A 26,862-nucleotide genomic window follows, 5' to 3' on the forward strand; every position below is an offset into this window, starting at 1 on the left:
GCAGATGACCAAGACCGCCGGGCTGCCCGCCCACCTGGCCCACCCCTTCAGCCCCGCCGGGCGCGTCGATCCGTACCCGGCGTACGACTGGCTGCGGGCCCACGATCCCGTGCACCGGGACCCGATGTCCGGCCTGTGGCTGGTCACCGGGCACGCCGACTGCGCGGCGCTGCTCAAGGACCCGGCGTTCTCCGCGGCCGCGGGCCAGCGCGAGCGGGCCCGGGACGACGACCTGCCGGTCTCCATGCTGACCACGGACGGCGCCGACCACAGCCGGCTGCGCGCCCCCGGCGCCCTGCTGCTCGGCCCGGCCGCCCTCGCCTCGGTGGCGGACGGCATCGCCGCCGACACCGACGCCCTGCTCGACCGGGCCGTGGAGCGCGGCACGCCCGTCGACGCCGTGGCGGAACTCGGCGCACCGCTGGCCACGGCCGTACTGGCGCGGCTGTTCGGGCTGCCCGCCGACCGGCACGGCACGCTCGCGGAGCTGGCCCGTGCCGCGTCCGTCAACCTCGATCCGCTCGCCCCGCCGCACGTCGCGCGCCTGGGCCGGGCCGCCATGGGCGAGCTGACCCGCTTCCTCGACGCCCACGCCGGGCAGGCAGACCCGGCCTGCCCGCTCGGCCGGCTGGCCGCCGACCCCAGGCTGACCAGGCCCGAGATGCTGGGCGTCCTCGGCCTCGCCGTCGTCGGCGGCTGGCAGCCGCTCGCGGAAGCCGTCGGCAACGCCCTGTACTGGCTGCTGCCGCGCCCGGAGGTACGGGCGGCCCTGCGCACCGCGGGGCAGGACGCGGCCGAGACCGCCGTGGACGAGCTGCTGCGGCTCGAAGCACCGATCCCCTTCACCGCCCGCGTCACCGTCCGCGACGCCGAACTCCCGGGCGGCCGCATCCCCGCCGGGCAGCGGGTCCTCGCGGTGGTCGCCGCCGCCAACCGGGATCCCGCCGTCTTCGCCGACCCGGGCGAGCTGGTGTGGGACCGGCGGCCCAACCCGCACCTCGCCTTCGGCGGCGGCCCGCACTTCTGCCTCGCCGCCCGCCTGGTGAAGCAGTCCGGCGCGGTGCTGCTCGGCAGGGTCGTCCGGCGCTTCCCCGAAGCCGTCATCGCGGGCCCGGACCCGCGCTGGGCCCCGTCCCTGATCCCGCGCCGCCTCACCGCCGTCCCCGTCGCCCTGGGCGCGGACGACCGGGACGCCGCCGGGCTGGAGGGCGCACATGCCTGAGGTGGTCGTGATCGGCGCCGGAGTCGCCGGGCTGGCCTGCGCACAGCGCCTCGCGCAGGCCGGCGTCCCCACCCTCGTCCTGGAGGCCCGCGACCGGATCGGCGGCCGCGTCCGCACGTTCCGCCCGGCCGACGGCGGCCCGGTCCTCGAACTGGGCGCGCAGGTCGTGCACGGCGACCGGAACCCCGCCCATACCGTCCTCGGCCCGCTGCCCGCCGCCCCCCGCCCGTCGGCCGCGTACGTGGTGTCCGGCCGGGTGGCCCGTCCCATGGGGCTCCTCGCCCGCGGCGCGAACCCGCCGTGGGCTCTGGAGGGCCGGCTCGCCGGATACGACGGACCCGGCGGTCTCAGCGTCGGCGGCTGGCTGGCGGCGAGCGGCGCCACGCCCGCCGAGGCGGCCACGGGCCGCGAGTGGCTGCGGCAGACCTGGGCCGCCGACCCCGACCTCCTCGATGCCGCAGGGGTGGCGGCCGCGGTGCGCGGGGACGGCGGCGGCCGGGGCGAGTTCACCGTCCCCGGCGGCATGGACCTGCTGCCCCGCACCCTCGCCGAGGGCCTGGACGTGCGTACGGGCGTCCCCGTGCGCCGGGTCGAGACCGCCGCCGGGGACGGCGTACGCGTCGTCACCGGTGACGGCGAGCTGACCGCGGACCGGGTGGTCCTCGCGGTACCGCCCGCCGTGGTCGAGGGCGGTCTGCTCACGGTCGACGGGCTCGGCCCGGACAAGACCGCCGCGGTGCGGACGCTGGCACCCGGCGACGGCTTCTGCGCGGTGCTGACCCTGGCGGGCCCGGCGCCGGAAACGGCTTCCGTGTTCGACGCGGACGGCGTCGGCGGCTTCGTCTCGTGCCGGCAGGGCCGCCCCGAAGTGCTGGTCGTCGCCAAGTCCGGCGCGGCCGCGTACGTCCGCGGGGCCGCCGGGTCGGCCGCCCACCTCGCCGTGTTCCTGTCCGCTGCGCTGCCGTGGACCAGGGGTGTCGAGGTCGTCGGCGTCGAGACGGCCGACTGGGCCGCCGACCCGTACAGCGGCGGGGCGTTCTGCGCGCCGGGACCGGGCTCGGACCGGGCGGCCCGGGACTGGGCCCGCCCGCTGGGCGGACGCCTGTTCTTCGCGGGGGAGGCCGCCGTGACCGGGCGCGCCCTGCCGTGGCTGCAGGGCGCGTACGCCGACGGGCGGCGCGCCGCACAGGAAGTACTGGAAGCGGGGAAGCAGTGACGGAGAAGATCCACTCGGGGTGGTACCTGGCCGCGTTCGCCTCCGGCCTGGACGGCGAGGTGGCTCCGCTGGCCATCGGCGCCCGCCGGCTGGTGGCCGTGCGCACGGAGGGCCGGCTGCGGGTCTACGACGCCGACTGCCCGCACCGCGGCGCCCACCTCGGTCACGGCGGCCGGGTGGAGGGCGGCTGCCTGGTGTGTCCGTTCCACGGACGGCGCATCGGGATGGGGGAGTCCTCGGGGGAGGGCAGCCGGCCCTGGGTGCGCGAGCACGAGGTCGTCGAGTGCGGTGACGCCGTCTTCGTGCGCCTCACCGACGGCCCGGACGACGACCGCGGGCTGCGCACGGTGCTCAAGGCGGTGGCCGAGTCGATGCCGCTGGTCAAAGCGGTGGAGCAGGCGGTGGACGCGCCCGCGGAGATCATCGTCGAGAACGCCTTCGACATCGAGCACTTCCGGGCGGTGCACAAGGTCTCCCGGGTCTGCGGGATGAAGCACTCCACCGGCGCGCACGGCGAGTTGGTGATGGACGGGGAGTTCCCGATGCCGATGTCTCCCTGGCGGCCCGGCCTCGGTGCGGACGCTCCGGACAACGGGCCCTACGTGCCGCGCTTCCACGCCCGTGCGTACAGCCCGGGTGTCGTGGTCACCGAGTTCGGCCCCTCCGACGAGGTGCACGTCATCGTCACCGGCGCCGTGCCCGACGGGCGCGGGGGGTGCGTGGTGCGGGTGGCCCTCGGGGTGCTCGCGGGCCTGGAGGACCAGCTGCCCCAGCTGGTCGCGGGCAGCGAACGGGCCGTGGCCGAGGACGTCGTCGTCTGGGAGAACCTCAATCCGCGGATCACGCCCCGCTTCGACGCGGCCGACGCGGCCGTCGTCGCGTACCGGGAGTTCTGTGCCGGGTTCGCCGGGCTGGGCGACCTGCCGGTGGGCGGGGAGGCGCTGTGACCGGGACCGAGGCAGGGGTCGGGGCCGGGACCGAGGCCGGCCGGCGCGACGACCGCCACCTCTCCGGCGAGCCGCTGCCCGGCGAGCGGGAGGACTTCCACGACGGGCTGCGCACCCTGACGTACGGCAGCGGCCCCACCGTGCTGTGGCTGCACGGCTACACCATGGACGCCACGCTGTGGCGGCCCCTGTGGCGGCTGCTCCCCGGACTGCGCCACGTCGGGGTGGACCTGCCGGGGCACGGCGGCTCCGAGGCGATGCGCCCGGGGCTGACCCTGCCCGAACTCGGCGCACAGGTCATGGGGTTGGCCCGCGCGCAGGGGGCCCGGCGGTGGGTGGGCCTGTCCTTCGGCTCGACCGTCGCGCTGGAGGCGGCGCTCGCGTACCCGGACGAGGTGGACCGCCTCGTCGTCGGTGCGCCGAGCCCCGGCGGTGCTCCGGCCGACCCGGCGGTCCGCAAGAGGTTCATCGAGATGCTGATGCTCCGCCGGATGCGGGGGACGGGGGCGGAGGCCGCCGAGCAGCTGGCCGACCTGTGGATGGCGGCGCCGCCGGACATCTTCCGGGGGACCGAGGCCCATCCGGCCCTCCGCGCCGAGCTGCGGTCCGTCGTGACCCGTCACTCCTGGGCCGAGCTGGCGAGCGGGGCGATGGCGGGGATCGCCGCCCATGTGCACTCGGCGGAGGACCTGGCGCGGATCACGGCGCATACGTTCGCGTTGACCGGAAGCGACGACATGCCCGTATTCCATGACAATGCCGCACTGTTGTCCCGGGTGGTGCCGGAATGCCGCACCTTCGTGGTGCCGGGCGCCGGTCACCTGCCCTTTCTCGAACAGCCGTGGGCGGTGGCGCCGCTGCTGTCGGAGCACCTGTTGGCCTGTTAGCCGCTTAATGGGCGTGGCGCTGCCCGTATAAAGTGATCATGGGAAGCTAATTGGGGGTCTGGGGGGACATGCCGATTTTTGCGCTTGAGTTCTTTGGGACGATCCTCCAAGTCGCGGGGATGGTGGAGCGTTCTGACCTTGCCTTTTTCTTCGGCCGCCATCTGGTCGGGGAACGGTCCACGCCCGCGGGGAAGGCGCTGACCCTGCATTTCGCCCCGCACCCCGGGGCGGGGCAGGCGAGCCGCGAGGTGCGCGTGCTCGACGAGGAGGGCCGCCTGCTACGCCGCTGGGCCTACCACGGCATAGGCGGAATCCCGCCAGTTTTGCCGCCGTTCGCCGTCCTGGAGCATCCGTACGCGGTCGTCCAGGCCGCCGTGCTGGCGAAGGGCGCCGGAGTGGTCGCGCTGGTCGGCGGCATCGGCTCGCCGCGGAACTCCGTGGCGCTCGCCCTGGGGGCGCGCGGCTGGCGCATGGTTTCCGGCCAATACCTGGTCGTCGACCGTGCCACCGGGGAGACGCTGCCCTACCAGCTGCCGCTCGAACTGCGCGGCCCCGCCCTGGAGGCCGCCCGGGCCGCCGGCCTCACCGACAGCCCCGGCAGCGACGTACGACCGGTCCGCTCGCCGCTGACGGGCTCGTCCGTCATGGCCCGTCCGGAACGGCTGATCGCGACGGCGGACATCGGCGAACGCCTCGGCCCGGCCACGCTGGTCAGGCTGTGCAGTGCCGGCGCCCAGCGGTCCCGCCTGGAGGACTGGGACTTCGCCGCCTCGGTGTGGCCCACCGAAGCCGCGGCCGACCCGGCCTTCGCGGCGGCTCCCCGGATGCGCCTGCTGATGCCCGAAGCGGGCGGCGCCGAAGAGGCGGCGGACCTGCTCGACGCGCGGCTGAACGCGGCCGCCCCGAACGGCACCGTCCCGTGCCGGTCCGTACGTCCCACGCTGACGGAACTCCTCGCCGGATCGATCACGTAGGCGCCGGTCCCTCCGGTTACGCAATCCGTGCGGTACTTAATCGCCCGGCTGCGCATCGCGGCCTGTTCATTCCGGTCACGCCCCGTGCGAAAGTCGTTCCGGCCGATGGAAAGCCGATGCGAGGCGTCCGCCGCGGACTTTCCCTTTGCGTCCGTCGGTGCAGGGGAATGCGGCGGAATTGTGCCGGGGGAAATGGGGAAGGTGAAGCGATGGCATCCGAGATCGTGGTCATGGGTGGTGGGCCGGCCGGCTCCATTGCCGCGACGCTGCTGGCCCGCCAGGGCGCGCGCGTGAAACTGCTGGAGCGCGCCCATTTCCCGCGGTACCACATCGGGGAATCCGTGGCGACGTCCTGCCGGTCCATCATCGAGCTGGCCGGAGCGCTGGAGAAGGTGGAGGAGCGCGGCTACATGGTCAAGGAGGGCCTGCTGCTGCGCTGGGGCGCCGAGCGGGACTGGGTCGTCGACTGGCCCGAGATCTTCGGGACCGACGCCCAGACCTCCTGGCAGGTCGACCGCGCCGACTTCGACGAGGTCCTGCTGCGGCACGCCGCCTCCCAGGGCGTCGAGGTCGTCGAGGGCGCCCAGGCCCGCAGGGTGCTCTTCGAGGACGGCCGCGCGGCGGGCGTCGAGTGGACCCACGAGGGCCGGGAGCACACCACCCGCGCGGACCACGTCGTCGACGCCACCGGCCGGGCCGGTCTGATCTCCGTACGTCACCTCGACAACCGCACGCCGCACGACGTGTTCCGCAACGTGGCGGTCTGGGGCTACTACCGGGGCGCGACGCTGCTGCCGCAGACTCCGCGCGGCGGTATCAACGTCATCTCCGCGCCCGAGGGCTGGTACTGGGTCATCCCGCTCAGGGACGACGTGTTCAGCGTCGGGTTCGTGACCCACCAGGACCACTTCCTGGCGCGCAAGCAGCGTTACGCGGGTGGCGCGGAGGGCATGGAGGCCCTGTTCCTGGACGCCGTGCAGGAGTCGGAGACGGTGCGCGAGCTGGTCGCGGACGCCGGGTTCCGGCACGAAGTGCGCGTGGAGCAGGACTTCTCGTACACGGCGGACAGCTTCTGCGGCCCCGGCTACTTCCTGGCCGGCGACTCCGCGTGCTTCCTGGACCCGCTGCTGTCGACCGGTGTGCACCTCGGCATGTACAGCGGCATGCTGGCCGCCGCGTCGATCCTGGCGATCGAGGCGGGCGAGGTGACCGAGGACGAGGCGCTGTCGTTCTACGAGTCCCTCTACCGCAACGCGTACGCCCGCATGTACTCGATGGTGTCCGGCTTCTACGAGCAGTACCGCGGCAAGGCCACGTACTTCTGGCTCGCCCAGCGGCTCGCGCGCGGCCGGCACCCGGAGCTGATGGACCGCGAGGCGAACGCGGCCCCGATGCGGTCCGCGCCGGACAGCGAGGCCTTCGCGGCGCTCACCGCCGGGGCGCTGGACCTCGACGACGCGCAGCGGGCGGGCGGTGCCGGTCCGCTGCCCGCCGAGGTCCTGGCCGACCGGATGTCCCCGCGGCGCGGTCTCGTCGGCCACGACGTGGCGACGGGGCTGTACCTGCGGGTCGCTCCCCGGCTGGGCATCGGCCGGGCCGGCCGGTCGGCGGAGGCGGCGCACGCCTGATCCCGGGGGCGGTGGGCCGGGTCCGGCGGCCCGCCCACCGCTCCCGTTCACAACGGCATTTCCTCGCCGATCGCGCCCGCCAGCTCGCGCCGGCTGTGGATGCCCAGCTTGCGGTAGATGCGGCCCAGGTGGGTGTCGACGGTGCGCTTGCTGAGGAAGAGCTTCTCCGCGACCTCCAGGCTGGAGCTGCCGCGCACCACGAGCTCCGCCACCCGCTGTTCCGCCGGGCTCAGCAGGGTGCGCTCGCGGCCCGGCAGGGGCCGCGGTGCCGGGCTCGGCTGCCGGGGCACGCCGTCGAGGATGGTGACGGCGGCGTTCTCCTCGCCGAGCGCCCGGTACGAGGCGGCGGCCTGGGCGCGCCAGGTCACGCAGCCGGGGTGGGTGACGCCGCGCAGCGCGAGCCGGTGCCCGCAGTCGAGGAACAGCAGGACCGCGGTGGCGTGGTCGCCGCGGGCCGCGGCGACCGTGCCCTGTGCCTGGAGGGACAGGGCCTTGAGGAACGGGTGGGCGTCCCCCGCCGTCGCCTCCTCGGTCAGCACGGCGGCCGCCTCGGCGGTCCGGCCGAGGCTCACGAGGGCGCGGGCGGCCGCGGCGACGGCCGCGCCGGCCAGGGCGGGGGCGTTCAGCCGGCGGGCCAGGTGCAGGGCGGTCTCGGCGTCGGCGTGCGCGGCGCCGTGGTCCTCCCGGCGGAGGCGGACCTCGCTGCGGACGAGGTGCGACAGGAGTGCGGTGGCGTGGTCGTCCGAGGCGCGCGACATGCTGATCAGCCGCTCGGCGAGGGCCGCGGCGCCGACGAGGTCGCCGGTCCAGGTGAGCGCCAGGGCGGCGCCCACCGAACCGGCCGCCGTGCCCTGGGACGTGCCGATCGGGCCGACCGCGACGCGCAGGGCCATCCGGCGGGCCGTGCCGAGCCGGCCGCCGGCGGCCGCGGCTGCGGCGAGCGCCCCGGCGAAGACGTGCGCGGCCGCGTCCCAGGGGCCCGCGGCGGCCAGCCGGGCCGCCCGGCGCAGCCCGGACCGGTGCCCGGTGAGCAGGGTCTGGGCGGTCAGCCGCAGCAGGTGCTCGCGCGGGGGCGCGGGCAGTGCCGCCAGTTCCGCGCCCACCCGGACGAAGGGCTGGGCGCCCTCGATCCGGGAGAGGAGCGCGGGGGAGGAGAGCCGGGCCAGGGCCTCGGCGCGCCGGACGGTGCCCAGCGGGCTGTCGGCGGCGGCCGCGGCCTGGCGGGCACACGCGTCGAGGTCGCGGTGGAGTTCGGCGGCGCCCAGCCGGACCGTCAGGTCGAGAAACGATTCCTCGCGTTCCTGCGCCTGCTTCACCGCGTTCTCGTCGTCCCCGGCCGCAGGCGTGCCGCGCCCCTCCAGCAGGGCCAGTGCGCGCCGCAGGTACCGGGCCGCGGACTCGTGGTCGCCGATCCCGGAGGCCTGCGTACCCGCGCCGCGCAGCACGTCGATGCCCCAGTCGCAGCCGCCGAGGATCAGGTGCTCCGCGGTCTGCCGGGCCGGGGCGCCGAGCCGGGCCAGTACGGCGGCGGCCCGCCCGTGCAGCAGCAGCCGCTCGTGCGCCGACACCCGGGAGAGGACCGCCGGCCGGACCGCCGCGTGCGTGAAGCGGCCGGGCGTCCCCGGTTCCAGGAGTCCGGTCCGTACGAGCGTGTCGCGGGCCTGCTGGTCGTGCACCTCGCCGTGCCGGGACAGCGCACTGCACACGGCGGGGTCGGTCTCGGGGCCCAGCACCGCCAGCTGCGTCAGCAGTTCGCTCGCGCAGGGGTCGTCCTCGTCGAGCCAGGCCAGCACGGTCTCCGAGAGGGCCTGCGCACCGATCGGCAGCACCTGCTCCGGGTCGGGGGAGCCGGCCGGCACGTGGGTGCGCCGCAGCCGCGTCACCAGGTCGTGCAGCACGAGCGGGTTGCCGTGCGCGAGGGTGTGGCAGAGCGCCGCCAGCTCCTGGTCGACGGGGCTGTCGAAGGCGCGGTCGACCAGCTCGGTCGTGCAGGTCGGGCACAGCGGCTCCGGCCACAGCCGCTGCAGGTACGGCAGCGGGCCCAGCTCCTCGGCCACCTGCGCCGCGGCCGTGGCCGGCAGCGTGGCGACCATCAGCACCGGCAGGTCGTCGAGCCGCCGGGCGATGTACGAGAACCAGCGCATCGAGTGCGGGTCGGCGTTGGTCAGGTCGTCGACGAGGATGGCCACCGGCCGGTCGACGGCGAGCGCGCGGGTGGTGCGCAGCAGGCCGAGCAGGGCCTCGTGGGTGGGCCCGGCCTCCCCGAGCCCGGGGACGGGCGTGTCGTGCCCGCCGGCACCGCCGAGCACCGGATCGAACAGCTGGCTCACCATGCTGTACGGGTACTGGCTTTCGCTCGGATGGCAGCGTGCCCGCAGTACCAGGGCCCCGGGCGGCAGCATCCGGGGCACGGCGTTCAGCAGCGCGGACTTCCCGATTCCGTGGGACCCGTGAATGGTGGCCACAGTCGGGCGGCCCAGGGCGAGTTCGGCGATGGCCCGCTGGAGGAGGTCCATCTCGCGCTCACGGTGGTAGAGGTCCCCGGTGGGTGAATGCATTGGGTCAATGTCGCATTCCGTAGGGTGCAGATCAAGACAAAGAGCCGTCGGATCAGACCAGTTGGCCCCGGTTCTCGCGGATTAACCGGACGGATAAATTCCGCGCACGGCCGGGCGCGGCCCGGTGTTCTCCCCGCTGCCCGTCCCCATACGTATGAAACACCTTCCGGATACGTATCCCAAGGGCCTTCCTGCGTATCAGGTGAAGCATTTACCCGCGGTCGGCCCCGTGTTTGTGTTGCCGGTGCGACGCCACGTCAGGCCCGATCGCGAGAACCAAGGGGGACAGATGGAAAAGCCGCGGCTCAAGGCCCATTTCCACGCCGAAGTGCTGGAGGGCGAGCGGGTCTTCCTCTACGCGGAGGGCCAGAACTACCTGGTGCCCGGCAAGGCCGCCGCGGCCGTGCTGCCGCACCTGGACGGCCGCAAGACCGTCACGGAGATCGTGCAGGCGCTCGCCGGCTCGCTGCCCGTCCCGGCCGTCTTCTCGGCCATCACCCGCTTCGGCGCCGCCGGCCACCTGGCCGAGGGCCGGCCCGACCTGCCGGAGGCCACCCTCGCGTACTGGGACGCCCTGGGCATCGACCCGGCCCGCACCGTCGGCACCGCTCCCGTCACCGTCTCCGCGGCCGGAGGCGTCGACCCCGGACCGGTCCTCGAAGCGCTGCGCGCGCTCGGACTGGCCGCCCGCACCGGCGAGTTCGCCGACGTGCCGGAGGACGGCATCTCCGTCGTCCTCGTCGACGACTACCTCGACCCGGCCCTCGAAGCCCGCAACGAGCGCCAGCTGGCCGCCGGCCGGCCGTGGCTGCTGGCCCGCACCGGCGGCGTCGCCCCCTGGATCGGTCCGTACCTCGACCCCGACCACACCGGCTGCTGGAGCTGCCTGGCCCAGCGCCTGGCCGGCAACCGGCAGCTGGAGCGCTACCTCGCCGACAAGCGCGGCGAAGCCCTGCCCCGCCACCCGGTGCGCGCCGGCATCGCGGCCGGACCGCTGGCCGCCGCCGGCCTGATCGCCGCCGAGGCCGCCCGGATCGCCGCCACCGGCGAACCCGGCGCCCTGTGCGGGCAGATGGTCACCCTCGACCTGGGCACCCTGAAGACCGAGTCGCACCCGCTGGTCCGCCAGCCCCAGTGCCGCTCCTGCGGCGACCCGGCCCTGTACAGCGGCCGCAGCCCCAAGATCGTGCTGGCCTCCGGCGACGCCGTCCACACCAGCGACGGCGGCTACCGCGTCAACAGCCCCGAAGCCACCCTGGCCCGCCTGGAACGGCACATCAGCCCGCACCTCGGCGCCATCACCAAGCTGGTCTCCCACACGCCCGAGTCCAACACCCTGACCTACAGCTACGCCGCGGGCCACAACTTCGCGATGGTCAACGACAGCATGGACCTGCTGCGCCGCAACCTGCGCGGCCAGAGCGGCGGCAAGGGCCGCTCCGAGGTCCAGGCCAAGGTCAGCGCCGTCTGCGAGGCCATCGAGCGCTACGTCGGCGTCTGGCGCGGCGACGAGCCCGTGCGCCGCGCCGCCTACCGCGACCTCGACCCGGCCACCGCCCTCCACCCGGGCAGCCTGCTGCACTTCTCCGAGGCACAGGTCGCCGGCCGCAAGGTCTGGAACCAGGACCCCGCCAACCGCCTCCACAAGGTGCCGGACCCGTTCCCCGAGGACGTCCCCTTCGACTGGACCACCGGCTGGTCCCTCACCCACGACGAGGAGCGCCTCGTCCCGGCCGCCTACTCCTGGTACGGCCACCCCGACCTCAAGGCCCACTTCTTCTGCATCGCCGACTCCAACGGCACCGCCGCCGGCAACTCCCTCGAAGAGGCGATCCTCCAGGGCCTGTGCGAGCTGACCGAACGCGACGCCGTCGCCGTCTGGTGGTACAACCGGCTGCGCGTCCCGGCCTTCGACATGGACTCGCTCGACGACCCGTACGTGGACCGGCTGCGCGCCTTCTACGACGCCATGGACCGCGACCTGTGGATGCTCGACCTCACCACCGACCTCGGCATGCCGGTGTACGCGGCCGCCTCGCGCCGCCGCCACAGCGTCGAGGACGTCATGGTCGGCTTCGGCGCCCACCCGGACCCGCGCGTCGCCGCCTTCCGGGCGCTCACCGAGCTGAACCAGTTCCTCCCGATGATCGACAAGCGTGACGCCGACGGGAACACCGCGTACCTCGTCAGCGACCTGGAGACGCTGACCTGGCTGAAGACGGCCACCGTCGCCTCGGAGCCCTGGCTGCTGCCCGACCCGGAGCTGCCCGCCACCACGGTCGGCCCGCAGGCCGGCTTCGACCTCGCCGACCGCATCCGCGAGCAGGTCGCGCGCATCGAGGAGGCCGGCTCCGAGGTCATCGTCGTCGACCAGACCCGCCCCGACCTCGAACTCAACGTGGTCAAGGTGATCGCCCCCGGCCTGCGGCACTTCTGGCGCCGGCTGGGCCCCGGCCGGCTCTACGACGCCCCCGTCCGCATGGGCCGGCTCGCCGAGCCCACCGCGGAGGCCGACCTGAACAGCTGGAACGTCTTCTTCTAGGCGCTCCCGGCACGCTCCCTCCGCGCCGGCCCCGCCCGGGGCCGGCGCACCGATCACCCGCGACACCGCCGCGGGCTGGGAGGCACGGCCCCGGCCCGCGCCTCCCAGGCCGTGTCTTGACCCAGGGCTGGAGCCATGACCCTTACGAGCACACTGACGAGCGGGGTGCCGGCCGCGGCCGCGTACACCCCGGCCAGCCGGCTGGCCCGGGGCGGCGCCTTCGCGGACGGACAGCTCACCACCCGCAGCGGCACCGTGCGCCTGGGCACCGTCAGCCCGGGTGCCGCGGCCGCGCTGACCGCCCTCGGCGAGGCCGACTGCGACGAGACCGCGGTCGGCGCGTTCGTCACCGCCCACGACGGCGAAACGGGCCTGCTGCGCTGGCAGCTGCTGCGCTCCCGGCTCGACGCCGGCGGCCTGTTCGAGCACGTGGTGAGCGGCCCCGACGGCACCCCGGTGGCCCGCCTGGTGCCCGTCGGCCGCGGCAGCACCACCCTGGCGGCCGCGCCGCGCGGCCCGGTGCGGCTCAGCCGGCACGCCCTGCTGACCCCCGCCGACGGCACCCTGTCGCTGCGCGCCCCCGGCAGCCCGCTGGCCGTCGAACTCGGCGCCGGCGCCGCCGCCCTGCTCCCGCTGCTGACGACCGGGACCGAGGAGGTCCCGGCCCCGCTGCTGCGGCTGCTGGCCACCGCCGGCGTGCTGGCCACCGGCGACCCGGAGGCCGAGGAGCGCGGCAGCGTCCAGTGGGACCCGGTCGACCTCGCCTTCCACGCCCGCACCCGGACCCCGGCCGCCGCCCCCGGATACGGCGGCACCTACCGGCACGCCGACCGCTTCGGCCCCGAGCCGGCCGTCGCGCCCGGCGGCGTCGGACTGCGCATCTCGCTGCCCGTCCCCGACCTCGACGCCGTCACCGCCCGGGACCTGACCCTCACCGAGGCCATCGAGCAGCGCACCTCCACCCGCGCGCACGACGACGACGCCCCGCTGACCGTCGCCCAGCTCGCCGAACTGCTCTACCGGACCCTCCGGATCCGCTCCACCTTCACCGGCAGCGACGGCCAGGAGCTCGCCGACCGCCCGATGCCCAGCGGCGGCGCCGTCCACGAGCTGGAGGTCTACCCGCTGGTGACCCGCTGCGAGGGCCTTGAGCCGGGGCTGTACCGGTACGTCGCCGACCGGCACGAGCTGGAGCACGTGTGCGCGCCCGGCCCGGCCACCGCCGCCCTGGTCAAGGAGGCCCGCGGCGGCACCATGATGGAGACCGACCCGCAGGTGGTCCTGCTGGTCGCGGCCCGCTTCGGCCGCGTCATGTGGAAGTACGAGACGGTCGCCTACCCGCTGATCCTCAAGCACGTCGGCGTGCTCTACCAGACCGTCTACCTGGTGGCCACCGCCATGGGACTGGCCGTGTGCGGCCTCGGCGGCGGCGACACCACCGCGTTCGCCGCCGCCACCGGCCGCGATCCGCTGCTGGAGGGCAGCGTCGGCGAGCTGGTCCTCGGCAGCCGGCCGGCCGGCGCCGCCACCGGCCGGGCCGCGTTCGCCGCCGCCAACACCGCCACGGCCACCGACACCGCCACGGCCGCCGGGCCCGCCCCGGCCACCGACACCGCCACGGCCGCCGACACCGCCACGGCCACGGCCACCGGGCCCGCCACGGCCACCGAGCCCGCCGCCGCGGGCTCCTGACCCGGCGAAAGGGGAGAGACCGCCATGAAGTTCCGCTACCAGGCGCTCCAGCGCAAGCGTCAGCCCGACGAGCTCGACGCCGCCGTCATGCTCGCGGCCCCCCGCGGCTGGATCGCCGTCTTCGTCGTGCTCATCGTGATGGCCGGCGCCTGCGTGTGGGCGGCGCTCGCCCGGCTCGACGTCACCGTCGACGCCCCGGGCGTCCTGACCCACCCCGGCGGCACCAGCCAGGTCCAGAGCCCGTACACCGGCATGGCCCGGGAACTGCTGGTCCGCCCCGCCGACCTGGTTCACGCCGGGCAGCCGCTGGCCCGCCTCGCCGGCCAGGCCGGGACGGTCCGCACGATCACCAGCCCGTTCGCCGGCAAGGTCATCAGCGCCACGCTCACCACCGGCCAGTTCGTCCCGGCCGGCGCCACCGTCGCCACCATCGAACGCACCGACCTGCCCGGCGACCGGCTCGTCGCGCTCGTCTTCGTGCCCGCCGACCGGGCCGCCCGCCTGGTGCCCGGCCGGCCCGTCGACCTGAACGTGTCGACCGCGCCCCCGGCCGTGTTCGGCATGCTGCGCGGCAAGGTCACCAGCGTCGACCCGTACCCGCTGACCCGCGAGGGCCTCGCGGCGATCGCCGGCGGTGAGCTGGCGGCCCGGAGCTTCCAGCCGGACCAGGCACCCCGCCTGGTCACCGTCGACCTGATCCCCGAACCGGGCTCCGCCTCCGGCTACGCCTGGAGCGCCACCAAGTCCCCGCCGATCCGGCTCAGTTCGCAGACCTCCGTGTCCGCCTCCATCGCCCTGCGCACCCAGTCGCCGTTCGACCTGGTGCTGGGTCGCTGACCGGCACCGGTGCCCGGACTCCCGACGACAAGCTGAGGAAACGGCAGCCATGAGCGACACCAGGACCCGACCCCCCGTGGCCGCCCCCCGCCGGGACGCCCGCCGCGGCGGGCGCGCCGCCGTCCGCAACCGCCCCTGGGCCCGCCGCCGCGCGCACCGGGTGCCCACCGTCCTGCAGATGGAAGCGGTGGAGTGCGGCGCGGCCAGCCTGTCGATGATCCTCGCCCACTACGGACGGCACGTCCCGCTGGAGGAGCTGCGCGGCCTGTGCGGCGTCTCCCGGGACGGCTCCCGGGCCAGCGCCGTGCTGGCCGCGGCCCGCTCCTTCGGGATGGTCGCCAAGGGCTTCCAGGCGGAGACCGACCAGCTCGCGGACAAGCTCCGCACCGGGCCGGTCGTCATCTTCTGGGCGTTCCAGCACTTCATGGTGGTGGAGGGCATCACCACCCGGTTCGGCCGCACCCAGGTGGCCGTCAACGACCCGGCCAGCGGCCCCCGCCTGATGGAGTGGTCCGAGTTCGACTCCGGTTACACCGGCATCGCCCTCACCTTCGAACCCGGCCCCGACTTCACGCCCGGCGGGCGCCGCAGCAGCACCGCCGCCGCCATCCTGGACCGCCGCCTGCCGTCCGGACGCGCCCTGCCGCTGGTCCTGCTGGCCAGCCTGCTGCTGGTGGTGCCGGGCATCGTCGGCGCCTCCTACTCGCGGGTCTTCCTCGACCGGGTCCTCGCCTCGGACTCGCCCACGGCCGTGCTGCCGCTGGTCGCGGCGATGCTGGTCACCGCCCTGATGGTCTTCGTCCTCACCTCCGTGCAGCAGCACTACCTGCTGCGCATGGAGATCCGTACCGGACTGGTGGCGTCGGCACGGTTCTTCCGGCACCTGCTGCGGCTGCCCATCGAGTTCTTCCTGCAGCGGCGCCCGGCCGAGGTCGCCCGGCGCGTCGCGAGCAACGACACCGTCGCGATGATCCTCTCGCGCGATCTCGCCGCCACCGTCATCAACCTCGTGCTCGTCGTCTTCTACGGCGCCCTGATGGTCCGCTACGACGTCCTGCTCGGCCTGCTCGGCCTGGTCACCGCCGGCTTCAACGTGCTCGTGCTGCAACTCGTCGCGCGGTCCCGAAAGGACGCCGTGAACGTGCTGCGGGCCGACCGCGGCAACCTCGTCGGCACCACCTTCGCGACCCTGTCCACCATCGAGTCGGTCAAGGCGACCGGCGCCGAGCCCGACGCCTTCACCCGCTGGGCCGGCTTCCTCGCCAAGGTCACCACCGCCCAGCAGCGGCTCGGCCAGACCACCGCCGTGCTGACGGTCCTGCCGCCCCTGCTGGCCGTCGTCAACATCGGCGTCATGCTGCTCGTCGGCGGCCTGCGGGTGGCCGACGGCGTCCTCAGCGTCGGCATCCTCGTCACCTTCCAGACCCTGCTGGCAGCCATCAGCCGCCCCGTCACCCAGCTCACCAACCTGGGCAGCCGGCTCCAGGAGATGAACGCCGACCTCAAGCGCATCCACGACGTCGAGAAGTACCCTCAGGCCCGCGGCTTCCAGCCGGGCGCCCCCGGCACGGACGACGCCCCGGCCGGCCGCGCCGACGCCCCGGCCAACCGGCTCGACGGCGAACTCGTCCTGGACGACGTCACGTTCGGGTACGGCACGCTCGCCGCCCCCGTCATCACCGGCCTCAGCCTCACCGTCACCCCCGGCTCCCGCACCGCGATCGTCGGCGGCTCCGGCAGCGGCAAGTCCACCGTCGGCCGCCTCGTCACCGGCCTCTACGAGCCGCGCTCGGGGCAGATCCTCCTCGGCGGCCGCCCCCGCGAGGAGATCCCCCGTACCGTGCTCGCCGCCTCCATGGCGTACGTCGACCAGGACGTGGCCCTGTTCTCCGGCACGGTCCGCGACAACCTGACCCTCTGGGACGACACCGTGCCCGACGAGGTCGTCCTCGCCGCACTCCAGGACGCCGCCGTCTTCGACGAGGTCATGTCCCGGCCCGGCGGCCTCAACGCCAAGGTCAGCGAACAGGGCACCAACTTCAGCGGCGGCCAGCGCCAGCGCCTGGAACTGGCCCGCGCGCTCGCCGCCCGCCCCACCCTGCTGGTCCTCGACGAGGCCACCAGCGCCCTCGACCCGGCCACCGAGCGCACCGTCATGGACAACCTGCGCCGCCGCGGCTGCGCCTGCCTGATCATCGCCCACCGGCTTTCGACCGTGCGCGACGCCGACGAGATCATCGTGCTCGACCGGGGCGTCATCGCCGAACGCGGCACGCACGACGAACTGCTGGCCGCCCAGGGCCGCTACGCCGCCCTGTTCGACTCCAGCCGCTCCGAGGAGAAGGACACCCTGTGAGCACTCCCACCGGGGCGTCCGCCCCCGCCCGGACCCTCTGCCTCGACGACCCCGCGACCCTGCTGTACGTGGAATCCGGCGCGGCCGACCTGTTCGCCGTGAGCCGCGGGCCGGACGGCGGCGAGCAGCACGGCCGGCGCTGGTTCCTGTGCCGCGCGGAGGCCGGCATGGTCGTGGTGTGCGGCACGGGCGGCGACACCGACCACACCGTCATCGCCCGGCCCGTGCTCGACGCCCGGCTGAGCCTGCTGCCGCTGACCCTGCTCGACGAGATCCGCCTCGGCCGGGCCAGACTGCCCCGGCCGGCCGGCGACCGCCGCCCCGCGCTCGACCACGCCCACCTCCTCACCGGCCTCACCGCGGGGCTCACCGCCCTCGCCGAGGCGCTGCCCGGCGCCCTGCCGCCGCGCCAGTTCACCTCCCTGAGCACCACCGACGGCACCGCACTCGACAAGGGCGAGGTGGCCCGCTCCGTCGACGGCGTGCAGTTCGTCCGCGTGGAGTCCGGCCACCTCGACCCGGGCGACCCGGCCACCGAGGACGCCGCCGGCCTCGACGGGGAGGAGGACATCAGCGTCCTGGAGCCCGTCGGACCCGGCGTCGAGCTGGTCCTGACCGAACAGGACTGGGTCACCGCCCGCGGCGCCGCCCGCCTCACCACCGCCTCCCTCCTCACCGTCTACCGGGACGGCCGGCTCATGGCCGCGCTGGTCGAGCACGCCGCCCGGCTGCGGATCACCGTCGACCACCGGATCGCCGTCCAGCGGGCCCGCGAGCGCGCCGAACTGGTCGCGCGCCGCGCCCAGGACGGCCGGGTGCTGTCCTCCGCCGTCCGCACCTTCGACGCCGTCCTGCAGGACACCGGCACCCGGGTGAAGCTCGCCGACGTCGCCGACGACCCGCCGATGCTGGCGGCCGTCCGGCTGGTCGCCTCCCGGCAGGGCTTCTCGGTCCGCGCCCCGGTCCGCGGCAGCGGGCCGGAGCACGGCAGCCCCGCCCGGTACCTGCGGGCCATCGCCCTCGCCTCCGGCTTCCGCACCCGCAACATCCGCCTGGAGGACCGCTGGTGGACCCGGGACGTGGGACCGGTGGTCGGCTACCACGTCACCGGCCGGCCCGTGGCGCTGCTGCCCCTCGGCCGGAGCTACCTGCTCGTCGACAACGGCGAGGTCACCCTCCTCGACGCCGAGAGGGCCGCCCGGGTGCGCCCCACCGCCGTCGTGCTGTACCGGCCGCTGCCGGCGAACGTGCGCGACGTCGCCGGGCTGCTGCGGTTCGGTTTCTCCCCGTCGCAGGGCCACGGCCGGGACATGGCCCGGCTCGCCCTCACCGGCGTCCTCGTCGCCCTGATCGGCCTGATCATCCCGGTGATGACCGGCAAGGTGCTCGCCGAGTTCGTGGCGGACGCCGACCGGAACCTGATCGTGCAGGGCTCCCTGCTCGTCATCGGATCGGGCCTGGTGACCGCCGCGCTGTCGGTCGTGCAGAACATGGCCGTCCTGCGCCTGGAGAGCCGCTCCGGCGCGGCCATGCAGGCCGGGCTGTGGAACCGGCTGCTGTCCCTGCCGGCCGGGTTCTTCACCCGCTACTCCACCGGCGAGCTGGGCACCACCGTGCTCGGTGTCACCGCCGCCCAGGAACTCCTGTCCGGCATGCTCACCACGGCCACGCTGGCCCTGCTGACCGGCCTCGCCAACCTGGCCCTCGTCTTCTGGTACGACCTGACCCTGGCGCTCGTCGCCACCGGGCTCACGTGCGCCGGCGTGCTGTTCGCCGCCGTCGCCGGCCGTCTCCAACTGCGCTGGGCCCGGCGCGAGTACACGCACGAGCAGGCCATGTCCGCGACGGTCTTCCAGATGCTCACGGCCATGCCGAAGCTGCGGGTGGCCGCCGCCGAGGAGCGGGCGTTCGCCGAGTGGACCCGGCTGGCCGCCCGCGGCCACTCCCTGTCCGCCCGGGTCCGCCGGGTGCAGAACAGCGTCACCACTTTCAACGCGGGCTACCCGCTGGTGTGTTCGGCGGTCGTCTTCGGGGTGACCGCGGGCCCCCTGTACGGAGAGGTGCCGATCGCCGTCTTCCTCCCGTTCTTCGCGGCCTTCAACCTGATGCTCGCCGCGGGCCTGCAGTTCACCGCCTCCGTCGTGAGCGCCGTCGGCACGGTCCCCATGCTGGAGCGGCTGAAGCCCATCCTCGAAGCGGAACCGGAGAACGACGGCACCAAGGTCGACCCCGGCGACCTCTCCGGCCGGATCGCCGTCTCGCACCTGTCGTTCCGCTACGGCCAGGACGGCCCGCTCGTCCTCGACGACGTCAGCCTCACCGTGCAGCCCGGCGAGTTCATCGCCGTCGTCGGTGCCTCCGGCAGCGGCAAGTCCAGCCTGCTGCGGCTGCTGCTCGGCTTCGAGACCCCGCTGTCCGGGAGCCTGCTGTACGACGGCCAGGACCTCGCCGAGCTGGACGTTTCGGCGGTCCGGCGGCAGTGCGGCGTGGTGCTGCAGAGCGGCGTGCTCCAGGCCGGCGACCTCTTCTCCAACATCGTCGGCTCCGGCGGCCACACCATGGACGACGCCTGGGCGGCCGCCGAGATGACCGGCCTGGCCGAGGACATCCGGGCCATGCCGATGAAGATGAACACCGTGATCTCGGAGGGCACCAACACCCTCTCCGGCGGCCAGCGCCAGCGCCTCATGATCGCGCGGGCCCTGGTGGCGCGGCCCCGCCTGGTCTTCTTCGACGAGGCGACCAGCGCCCTCGACAACCCCACGCAGGCCCTCGTCGCCGAGAGCACGCGCCGCCTGAACGCCACCCGCATCGTCATCGCGCACCGGCTGTCCACCGTGGTGGACGCCGACCGGATCGTGGTCATGGACCGCGGCCGGATCGTCCAGCAGGGCACGTACGAGGAGCTGATCGCGGACCCGGAGGGCCTGTTCGCACGGCTGGCCGGACCGCAGATGGCCGGGGCGGGGAGCGGGAGTTGACCCGCCCGGTCCAGGCCTGACCCGACAACCAGAGCACATCCGTTCCACCGACCAGAGGGAAGAATCATGAGCCAGCCCAAGGCGGCCTACGCCAACCCCGACCTCCTGCTGCCCCTCGGCTTCGCCGCGGGAGTCGTCCTGCTCGGCGTGTTCGCCGGCACTGCGGTCACCGGCGGTTTCGCAGTGGTCGGCGGTGTCGCCCTCGGCCTCTGGTTCGCGTTCGGCCGCCGCCGCGGCTGACCCGCATTCCGGGCCGCGGCGGTGAACCGCGGCGGCCCGGATTCCCTCTTCCCCTTCGAACACACCGGCGACCGGTCCGCGCGGACCGGCGGCCGGTACGGACGGCGAAGGGGCGGGCGCATGGGGAAACGCGGTGCGGGACGCGGTACGGGGCGCGGCGGGAAGCGCCGGGGCGGGCCCGGCCGCGGGGCACGGCCGGTCCGGCTGACGCTCCTCGGCAAGGGCACCCTGGGCCTCGGCGGCCTCGGCCTCGTCGTGATCGGCGCCGCCGCCCTGAACGCCCCCGCCGACCGAGGCCCCACCCCGCCCCCGGCCGCCGCGGACCGCCCGGCCCGCGGGTACGGGGCGTCCCCGCAGGAGGCCCTGACCGCGTCGGCCGAGCCGCGGACCACGGAGAGTGCCCGTGCCGCCCGCTCGGTGCCCCGCACCGGCCCCGGCACCTTCACCGCCGCCCGTGCCGCCGGCGACGCCACCGGGAACGGGCCGCTGCGCAGCTACGCCGTCGAGGTCGAGGACGGCTCCGGCCTGGACGCCGACCGGGCCGCCGCCGAGATCCGCACGATCCTCGCCCACGAGCGGAGCTGGGCCGCCCACGGCCGGGCCGCGTTCCGCCTGGTGGGCACGGACGGGCAGCCCGACTTCACGATCAAGATCGCCACCGCGGACACCGCCGACCGGCTCTGCGCCGCCGAGAACATGGACACCGGCGGCGAGCTGAACTGCGAGACCTCATTCGGCGTGGTCGTGAACCTCAAGCGCTGGCTCACCGGCTCCCCGAAGTTCGACGGCCCGCCCGCCGAGTACCGCCACCTGATCATCAACCACGAGGTCGGCCACGAGATCGGCATCCGCCGCCACCTCGGCTGCCCCGGCCCCGGCCGCCCCGCGCCCGCGATGATGCAGCAGATCAAGGGCCTCGACGGCTGCCGCTCCAACGCCTGGCCGTACGACGCGCAGGGCAGCTACCTCGACGGGCCGGAAGCGCCCTGAGGCAGGCCCGGGAGGTGCCCCGAGCCGAGCCCGGGAAGGCTTGGACGGGGGTCCGGCCGACTTGCGGTAGTCCGCCCGAGTGCGCCAGATCACTCTAGAGCCGACCCGAGGGGTCGGGCTTATGATGCCCGGAGGGGACCGGGGCTCCACACCCTGCAGGAAGGAGCGGACCGCTACCCGGAAGCTCGTGTCGAGGAGACAGCGATGTCGACGCATTCCCTTGATGCCTCCGGAGCCGGTTCGGACACCCCGAACCTCGACTTCGCCGGCACCACCCCCTACGAGGACTACGTCCAGGCGGACGTCCTCACCCACCTTCAGCACCCCCGCTCGGACGACCCCGGCGAGATGGTGTTCCTGGTGACCACCCAGGTCATGGAGCTGTGGTTCACCGTGATCGTGCACGAGTGGGAGACCGCGGCCCGCGCCCTGCGCGAGGACCGGATCCCCGTGGCGATGGACGCGCTGAAACGATCCACCCGTGAGCTTGAGGCCCTCAACGCCTCCTGGCGCCCGCTCGCCCAGCTCACCCCCGCCCAGTTCAACTCGTACCGCGGCGCCCTCGGCGAAGGATCCGGCTTCCAGTCCGCGATGTACCGCCGCATGGAGTTCCTGCTCGGCGAGAAGTCCTCCTCCATGCTGGTCCCGCACCGCGGCGCCCCGCGCGTGCACGCCGAGCTGGAGAAGGCGCTCTGCGAGCCCAGCCTCTACGACGAGGTGCTGCGCCTGCTGGCCCGCCGCGGCCTGCCCGTCCCCGAGGCCGTCCTCACCCGCGACCTCACCGCCCGCTACGAGCCCTCGCCCGAGGTCGAAGCGGTCTGGGCCGAGCTGTACGCCGGCGACCAGAACGCCGAACTCGTGCGCCTCGGCGAGGCGTTGTCGGACGTCGGCGAGCTGGTGTGGCGCTGGCGCAACGACCACCTCGTCGCCACCCGCCGCGCGATGGGCTCCAAGGTCGGCACCGGCGGCTCGGCCGGTGTGGCCTGGCTGGAGAAGCGCGCCACCAAGAACGTGTTCCCCGAGCTCTGGACGGCCCGCAGCCATGTCTGACCGCACCGGAATACCCGAGGGGCCGCTCGCGGCCCGGGCCGCCGAGCTGGATGCCGCCGACGAACTCGGCAAGCTGCGCGAGCGGTTCGCCCTCCCCGACGGGGTGGTCTACCTCGACGGCAACTCCCTCGGCGCGCTGCCCGCCGGCGTGCCCGGCCGCCTCGCGGACGTGGTCGGCCGCGAATGGGGCGAGCTGCTGATCCGCTCCTGGGACGAGAGCGGCTGGTGGACGGCGCCCGAGCGGATCGGCGACCGGATCGCCCCGCTGGTCGGCGCGGCCGCCGGACGGATCGTCGTCGGCGACTCGACCAGCGTAAACCTCTTCAAGGCGCTGGTCGGCGCGGCCCGGCTGGCCCCCGAGGGCCGCGACGAACTCCTCGTCGACGCCACCACCTTCCCCACCGACGGCTACATCGCCGCCTCCGCCGCCCGGATGACCGGCCTGCGGGTGGTCCCCGTCGAGCCGGCCGCCCTGACCGGCGCGCTGGGACCCCGTACCGCCGTGGCGCTCGTCAACCACGTCGACTACAAGAGCGGCCGGCTCCACGACCTGCCCGCCCTGACCGCGGCCGCGCACGCCGCGGGCGCGCTGGTGGTCTGGGACCTGTGCCACAGCGCCGGCGCGCTGCCCGTCGGGCTGGACGCGCACGCCGTGGACCTGGCGGTGGGCTGCACGTACAAGTACCTCAACGGAGGCCCCGGCGCGCCCGCGTACCTGTACGTCAACGAGCGCCACCAGGCCGCCTTCGACACCCCGCTGCCCGGCTGGAACTCGCACGCCGAGCCGTTCGCGATGACCTCGTCGTACGTGCCCGCCGACGGCGCGGTCCGCGGCCGGGTCGGCACCCCGGACATCCTGTCCATGCTCGCCCTGGAGGCAGCCCTCGACGTCTGGGACGGCGTCCGCATCGAGGACGTGCGGGCCAAGTCCCTGGCCCTGACGGACTTCTTCCTGGAGTGCGTCGCCTCCTACCTCCCGGCCGGCGCGGTGGAGTCCGTGACCCCGGCCGCGCACGCCGAGCGCGGCAGCCAGGTGTCGCTGCGCACCGAGAACGCGGCGGCCGTCATGAAGGAGCTGATCGGCCGGGGCGTCATCGGCGACTTCCGCAGCCCCGACGTGCTCCGGTTCGGCTTCACCCCGCTGTACGTCGGCTTCGCCGACGCGGAGCGCGCGGCCCGCACCCTGGGTCACGTGTACGGGTGATCATCGGCGGCCGGGGCCGCCCGGCCGCCGAAACGATGCGCCACCGGGCGGGCGGGGCTTCGGGCTCCCGTCCGCCCCCGGTGCGCCACGGTCCGCCCTTGCCGGGGACTGGTACGGTCCCGCTGCCCGGACCCGTTCGATCCGCGCACCGAGCGCCGTACGAGAGGTTGAGCCGCTTGACTGACCCCGCAGTGGAACGGGACGCAGCCGAAGCCGAATCGGCCTTCTCGCACCCGCCCGTCGCACCGGACGCCACCGCGTCCTACGGGGACCACCCCGACCAGGTCGTGGACTTCTACGCGCCCCGCGGAGCCGGCTCCGGGCCCGCCCCGCTGGTCGCCCTGCTGCACGGCGGCGCCTGGCGGGCGCCGTACGACCGCGCGCACGTCACGCCGCTCGCCGACTTCCTGGCCCGCCGCGGTTTCGCCGTCGCCAGCATCGAGTACCGGCGCGGGTCCTCCGTGCCGCACCAGGGCGCCGACGGCCCGGTCGCCGGCCGCTGGCCGGAGACCTTCGACGACGTCGCCGCCGCCATGGACGCCCTGCCGCGGCTGGCCGCGGCCGCCCTCCCGCAGGCCGACGTCCGCCGCACCGTGCTCACCGGTCACTCCGCCGGCGGCCACCTCGCCCTGTGGGCCGCGGCGCGGCACGTGCTGCCCGCCGGCTCGCCCTGGCGGCTGCCCGAAGCGCCGGAGCTGCGCGGCGTGGTCGCGCTGGCCCCGATCGCGGACTTCGTCGTCGCCGAGCAGCTCGGTGTGTGCGGTGGCGCCTCGGAGCAGCTCCTCGGCGGCCCGGCCCACTTCACCGGCCGCCTCCCGCACGCCGACCCGGCGGCCCTGCTGCCCACCGGCATCGCGACGACGATCGTCCACGGCCGCGAGGACATCGTCGTCCCCCCGAAGGTCTCCGAGTCCTACGTCTCCGCCGCCGCCCGGGCCGGCGAGATGGTGGGCCTCACCCTCCTTCCCGGTCTGGGCCACTTCCCCCTCATCGACCCCTCCGCCGACGCCTGCGCGGTGGTGGCGGAAGAACTGGCCCAGCTGGCGTGGTAGCCCGGAACGCGCGCGGACCCGCCGCACGGGTGTGCGGCGGGTCCGGTGCGTGGTGCGGGCGGACCTAGATGAACGAGTTGATCTCGATCGTCTCGGTGCGGCCGGGGCCGACGCCGATGGCGGAGATCGGGGCGCCCGACATCTCCTCCAGGGCCTTCACGTAGGCCTGCGCGTTCTTCGGCAGGTCGCCGAAGGTCTTGGCCTTGGTGATGTCCTCGGACCAGCCGGGCAGGTATTCGTAGATCGGCTTCGCGTGGTGGAAGTCCGTCTGCGAGTACGGCAGCTCCTCGACGCGCTTGCCGTCGATCTCGTACGCGACGCAGACCGGGATCTGCTCCCAGCCGGTGAGCACGTCGAGCTTGGTGAGGAAGAAGTCCGTCAGGCCGTTCACGCGGGTGGCGTAGCGGGCGATCGGCGCGTCGAACCAGCCGCAGCGGCGGTCGCGGCCGGTGGTGACGCCGCGCTCGCCGCCGATGCGGCGCAGGTCCTCGCCGTCCTGGTCGAACAGCTCGGTCGGGAACGGGCCGGCGCCGACGCGGGTCGTGTACGCCTTGAGGATGCCGATCACGCGGGAGATCTTGGTCGGGCCCACGCCGGTGCCGGTGCAGGCGCCGCCCGCGGTCGGGTTCGACGAGGTCACGAAGGGGTACGTGCCGTGGTCGACGTCCAGCAGGGTGCCCTGGCCGCCCTCGAACAGCACGACCTTGCCGTCGTCCAGCGCGTTGTTGAGGATCAGCGTGGTGTCGGCGACGAACGGCTTGATCTGCTCCGCGTACTGGAGCATCTCCTCGACGATCGCGCCGGCCTCGATCGCGCGGCGGTTGTAGAGCTTGGCGAGCAGCTGGTTCTTGCCGTCCAGCGCCGCCTCGACCTTCTGGGTGAGGATCGACTCGTCGTACAGGTCCTGGACGCGGATGCCGACGCGGTTGATCTTGTCCGCGTAGGTCGGGCCGATGCCGCGGCCGGTGGTGCCGATCTTGCGCTTGCCGAGGAAGCGCTCGCCGACCTTGTCGAGGGTGACGTTGTACGGCGTGATGAGGTGCGCGTTGCCGCTGATCAGCAGCTTGGAGGTGTCGACGCCGCGGTCGTTGAGGCCCTTGAGCTCCGAGAGCAGCACGGCCGGGTCGACGACGACGCCGTTGCCGATGACCGGGGTGCACTCAGGCGTCAGGATGCCGGAGGGCAGGAGGTGAAGGGCGTACTTCTGGTCGCCTACGACGACCGTGTGGCCGGCGTTGTTGCCGCCCTGGTAACGGACGACGTAGTCGACGGAGCCACCGAGGAGGTCGGTGGCCTTTCCCTTGCCCTCGTCTCCCCACTGGGCTCCGAGCAGCACAAGAGCGGGCACAGGCGTACACCTCTTCCGGATGGGGCATGTCCAAGGTCAGGGGGCGTACGACGATGTACACCGCAGGCTGAGCCGTCGGACCGGTGCCCCGGAATAGACGAAGCCCCTGGCGCAATAGCGCAAGGGGCTCTTGCACAAAGATGCTACCCGAGGAAGGACCGAGGTGTCGGCTCCAGAGCCCACCATGAGCCCCGCGGGCGCGGCGGAGACCGCGCTGCTGGTGCTCGTCGACCCGGTCGCCCGCCGCCTCGACGGCGAGTCCGTGCGGATCGCGAAGGACGTGCTGTGTGCGGGGGCGGCGGCGAAGATCTGCCTCCCCGACGGACCCGAGGAGTTCGCGCGGGCACTCGCCCGCCGGGGTCATCGGCGGCCGGTGATCGTGGGCGACGACCGGGCGCTGGTACGGGCCGTGGGGCTGCTCCGCGGGACCGGCGGGGCGGTGTCCCCGGCCGTGGTGGGGGCCCCGGACGGGCTGCCGCCGGCCCTGCTCCCCGGCGCCCCGGACGCGCTGCCCCCGGCTCCCGGGGCGTCGGACGCCCTGTCCCTGGTGCCGGTGGGGGCTCCGGCGGCACTGACCCTGGCGCGGTCGCTGGGGGTGCCGGCGGGGGCGGTGGCGGGGGCGCGGGCGGCCCTCGACGGGCGGGTCCGCCGGCACGACCTGCTGGTCGACGACAGCGGCGGCATCGTGCTGGGCGGGCTGCGGCTGGCGCCGGTGCCGGTGGCTGCCGTGCCGGGGGTGTGGAGCGCGTGCCGGTCCCTCGTCCGGGCGCTGGTCCGGCCGCCGGTGGGGGGCGCGGCCGGGCAGTCCCTCCGGGTCGAGGCGGACGGCGTCCTCCTCGCCGACGGACCCGTCCGCGACCTCTCGCTCGTCGCCCGCGACGGCGCGGCCGAGCTGCTCATCCGGCCGGAGGGTGGTGCCCCGCCGCTGACGGCCCGGGCCCGCTCCCTCACGATCTCCGGTCCGGCCTTCCGCTACCGGGCCGACCACCGGCTCCTGGGCCCCGTCCACCACCGCACCTGGACCCTCCACCCCTCCGCCTGGTCCCTCACCCACCCCCACTGACCGGGGCTCCGACGCCGGACCCCGGTCCTCAAACGCCGGACGGGCTGGATTTGCCCGCCCGGACTTCACCTGCGG

19 protein-coding genes are annotated in these 26,862 nt (G+C 74.6%); 17 read left to right on the top strand and 2 right to left on the bottom strand.

From position 1 onward, the window contains the following. Window positions 1-4: 4 nt before the first annotated feature. The 6 genes from LG634_RS01400 to LG634_RS01425 all read left to right on the top strand — a co-directional run bounded on the left by LG634_RS01400 (window position 5) and on the right by LG634_RS01425 (window position 6,874). Window positions 5-1,222 carry a cytochrome P450 gene (locus LG634_RS01400; protein ID WP_226731674.1) on the top strand — a complete coding sequence of 406 codons (1,218 nt, stop codon included), beginning with the start codon at window positions 5-7 and terminating at the stop codon, window positions 1,220-1,222. Beyond that, window positions 1,215-2,438, top strand: a complete 1,224-nt coding sequence (locus LG634_RS01405) for a flavin monoamine oxidase family protein (RefSeq protein WP_226731675.1) — start codon at window positions 1,215-1,217, stop codon at window positions 2,436-2,438. The genes LG634_RS01400 and LG634_RS01405 overlap by 8 nt, the downstream gene beginning before the upstream one ends. After that, window positions 2,435-3,385 (top strand): Rieske 2Fe-2S domain-containing protein, encoded by a 951-nt coding sequence (locus tag LG634_RS01410; RefSeq protein ID WP_226731676.1) that lies wholly within the window; start codon window positions 2,435-2,437, stop codon window positions 3,383-3,385. Before LG634_RS01405 ends, LG634_RS01410 begins: the two co-directional genes overlap by 4 nt. Further along, window positions 3,382-4,272 carry an alpha/beta fold hydrolase gene (locus LG634_RS01415; RefSeq protein ID WP_226731677.1) on the top strand — a complete coding sequence of 297 codons (891 nt, stop codon included), beginning with the start codon at window positions 3,382-3,384 and terminating at the stop codon, window positions 4,270-4,272. The genes LG634_RS01410 and LG634_RS01415 overlap by 4 nt, the downstream gene beginning before the upstream one ends. Before the next feature lie 119 nt (window positions 4,273-4,391). Next, window positions 4,392-5,246, top strand: a complete 855-nt coding sequence (locus LG634_RS01420; RefSeq protein ID WP_226731678.1) for a hypothetical protein — start codon at window positions 4,392-4,394, stop codon at window positions 5,244-5,246. A 209-nt stretch (window positions 5,247-5,455) separates the two neighbouring features. Then, complete coding sequence (locus tag LG634_RS01425; protein ID WP_226731679.1) at window positions 5,456-6,874, top strand: NAD(P)/FAD-dependent oxidoreductase; 1,419 nt, start codon at window positions 5,456-5,458, stop codon at window positions 6,872-6,874. Window positions 6,875-6,921: 47 nt separating this feature from the next. Here LG634_RS01425 and LG634_RS01430 read toward each other — a convergent pair whose 3' ends face one another. After that, window positions 6,922-9,432, bottom strand: a complete 2,511-nt coding sequence (locus tag LG634_RS01430) for an AAA family ATPase (protein WP_226731680.1) — start codon at window positions 9,430-9,432, stop codon at window positions 6,922-6,924. A 289-nt stretch (window positions 9,433-9,721) separates the two neighbouring features. Between LG634_RS01430 and LG634_RS01435 the strand changes: the two genes are divergently transcribed. From LG634_RS01435 to LG634_RS01480, 10 genes are all read left to right on the top strand, one after another. Beyond that, on the top strand, window positions 9,722-11,974 hold the full coding sequence (locus LG634_RS01435) for a TOMM precursor leader peptide-binding protein (RefSeq protein ID WP_226731681.1): 2,253 nt from the start codon (window positions 9,722-9,724) through the stop codon (window positions 11,972-11,974). Window positions 11,975-12,109: 135 nt separating this feature from the next. After that, complete coding sequence (locus tag LG634_RS37690) at window positions 12,110-13,666, top strand: SagB family peptide dehydrogenase (RefSeq protein WP_264202542.1); 1,557 nt, start codon at window positions 12,110-12,112, stop codon at window positions 13,664-13,666. A 24-nt stretch (window positions 13,667-13,690) separates the two neighbouring features. Further along, a complete protein-coding gene (locus tag LG634_RS37695; protein ID WP_264202543.1) occupies window positions 13,691-14,503 on the top strand; it encodes an HlyD family efflux transporter periplasmic adaptor subunit in 813 nt (270 codons plus the stop codon). 49 nt (window positions 14,504-14,552) lie between these two features. Then, window positions 14,553-16,859, top strand: coding sequence for an NHLP family bacteriocin export ABC transporter peptidase/permease/ATPase subunit (locus LG634_RS01450; protein WP_226731682.1), 2,307 nt, complete (start codon window positions 14,553-14,555; stop codon window positions 16,857-16,859). Continuing rightward, window positions 16,856-19,840, top strand: coding sequence for an NHLP bacteriocin export ABC transporter permease/ATPase subunit (locus tag LG634_RS01455; RefSeq protein WP_226731683.1), 2,985 nt, complete (start codon window positions 16,856-16,858; stop codon window positions 19,838-19,840). The genes LG634_RS01450 and LG634_RS01455 overlap by 4 nt, the downstream gene beginning before the upstream one ends. Window positions 19,841-19,906: 66 nt before the next feature. Further along, complete coding sequence (locus tag LG634_RS01460; protein WP_226731684.1) at window positions 19,907-20,080, top strand: hypothetical protein; 174 nt, start codon at window positions 19,907-19,909, stop codon at window positions 20,078-20,080. Window positions 20,081-20,200: 120 nt separating this feature from the next. Beyond that, window positions 20,201-21,070: a DUF3152 domain-containing protein gene (locus tag LG634_RS01465; protein ID WP_226731685.1), complete on the top strand. Its 870-nt coding sequence runs from the start codon at window positions 20,201-20,203 to the stop codon at window positions 21,068-21,070. 204 nt (window positions 21,071-21,274) lie between these two features. Further along, window positions 21,275-22,120, top strand: a complete 846-nt coding sequence (locus LG634_RS01470) for a tryptophan 2,3-dioxygenase family protein (RefSeq protein ID WP_226731686.1) — start codon at window positions 21,275-21,277, stop codon at window positions 22,118-22,120. Next, on the top strand, window positions 22,113-23,324 hold the full coding sequence (gene kynU, locus LG634_RS01475; RefSeq protein WP_226731687.1) for a kynureninase: 1,212 nt from the start codon (window positions 22,113-22,115) through the stop codon (window positions 23,322-23,324). Before LG634_RS01470 ends, kynU begins: the two co-directional genes overlap by 8 nt. Before the next feature lie 176 nt (window positions 23,325-23,500). After that, window positions 23,501-24,376 carry an alpha/beta hydrolase family protein gene (locus LG634_RS01480; protein ID WP_226731688.1) on the top strand — a complete coding sequence of 292 codons (876 nt, stop codon included), beginning with the start codon at window positions 23,501-23,503 and terminating at the stop codon, window positions 24,374-24,376. A 64-nt stretch (window positions 24,377-24,440) separates the two neighbouring features. Here LG634_RS01480 and LG634_RS01485 read toward each other — a convergent pair whose 3' ends face one another. Then, window positions 24,441-25,724, bottom strand: coding sequence for an adenylosuccinate synthase (locus LG634_RS01485; RefSeq protein ID WP_226731689.1), 1,284 nt, complete (start codon window positions 25,722-25,724; stop codon window positions 24,441-24,443). A 184-nt stretch (window positions 25,725-25,908) separates the two neighbouring features. On the opposite strand from LG634_RS01485, the gene LG634_RS01490 reads away from it, so the two are divergent. Beyond that, entirely contained in the window at window positions 25,909-26,787 is an 879-nt protein-coding gene (locus LG634_RS01490) for a serine/threonine-protein kinase (protein WP_226731708.1), read from the top strand. Window positions 26,788-26,862: the final 75 nt, after the last annotated feature.

Source organism: Streptomyces bambusae (assembly GCF_020532645.1).
GTDB lineage: Bacteria > Actinomycetota > Actinomycetes > Streptomycetales > Streptomycetaceae > Streptomyces > Streptomyces bambusae.

What these genes read in the sequence shown, in the direction of transcription:
- LG634_RS01400 (WP_226731674.1), top strand. Translation starts at nt 5, where the DNA reads ATGACCAAGACCGCCGGGCTGCCCGCCCACCTGGCCCACCCCTTCAGC.
- LG634_RS01405 (WP_226731675.1), top strand. Translation starts at nt 1,215, where the DNA reads ATGCCTGAGGTGGTCGTGATCGGCGCCGGAGTCGCCGGGCTGGCCTGC.
- LG634_RS01420 (WP_226731678.1), top strand. Translation starts at nt 4,392, where the DNA reads ATGGTGGAGCGTTCTGACCTTGCCTTTTTCTTCGGCCGCCATCTGGTC.
- LG634_RS01425 (WP_226731679.1), top strand. Translation starts at nt 5,456, where the DNA reads ATGGCATCCGAGATCGTGGTCATGGGTGGTGGGCCGGCCGGCTCCATT.
- LG634_RS01430 (WP_226731680.1), bottom strand. Translation starts at nt 9,432, where the DNA reads ATGCATTCACCCACCGGGGACCTCTACCACCGTGAGCGCGAGATGGAC.
- LG634_RS01435 (WP_226731681.1), top strand. Translation starts at nt 9,722, where the DNA reads ATGGAAAAGCCGCGGCTCAAGGCCCATTTCCACGCCGAAGTGCTGGAG.
- LG634_RS37690 (WP_264202542.1), top strand. Translation starts at nt 12,110, where the DNA reads ATGACCCTTACGAGCACACTGACGAGCGGGGTGCCGGCCGCGGCCGCG.
- LG634_RS37695 (WP_264202543.1), top strand. Translation starts at nt 13,691, where the DNA reads ATGAAGTTCCGCTACCAGGCGCTCCAGCGCAAGCGTCAGCCCGACGAG.
- LG634_RS01450 (WP_226731682.1), top strand. Translation starts at nt 14,553, where the DNA reads ATGAGCGACACCAGGACCCGACCCCCCGTGGCCGCCCCCCGCCGGGAC.
- LG634_RS01460 (WP_226731684.1), top strand. Translation starts at nt 19,907, where the DNA reads ATGAGCCAGCCCAAGGCGGCCTACGCCAACCCCGACCTCCTGCTGCCC.
- LG634_RS01465 (WP_226731685.1), top strand. Translation starts at nt 20,201, where the DNA reads ATGGGGAAACGCGGTGCGGGACGCGGTACGGGGCGCGGCGGGAAGCGC.
- LG634_RS01470 (WP_226731686.1), top strand. Translation starts at nt 21,275, where the DNA reads ATGTCGACGCATTCCCTTGATGCCTCCGGAGCCGGTTCGGACACCCCG.
- kynU (WP_226731687.1), top strand. Translation starts at nt 22,113, where the DNA reads ATGTCTGACCGCACCGGAATACCCGAGGGGCCGCTCGCGGCCCGGGCC.
- LG634_RS01490 (WP_226731708.1), top strand. Translation starts at nt 25,909, where the DNA reads ATGAGCCCCGCGGGCGCGGCGGAGACCGCGCTGCTGGTGCTCGTCGAC.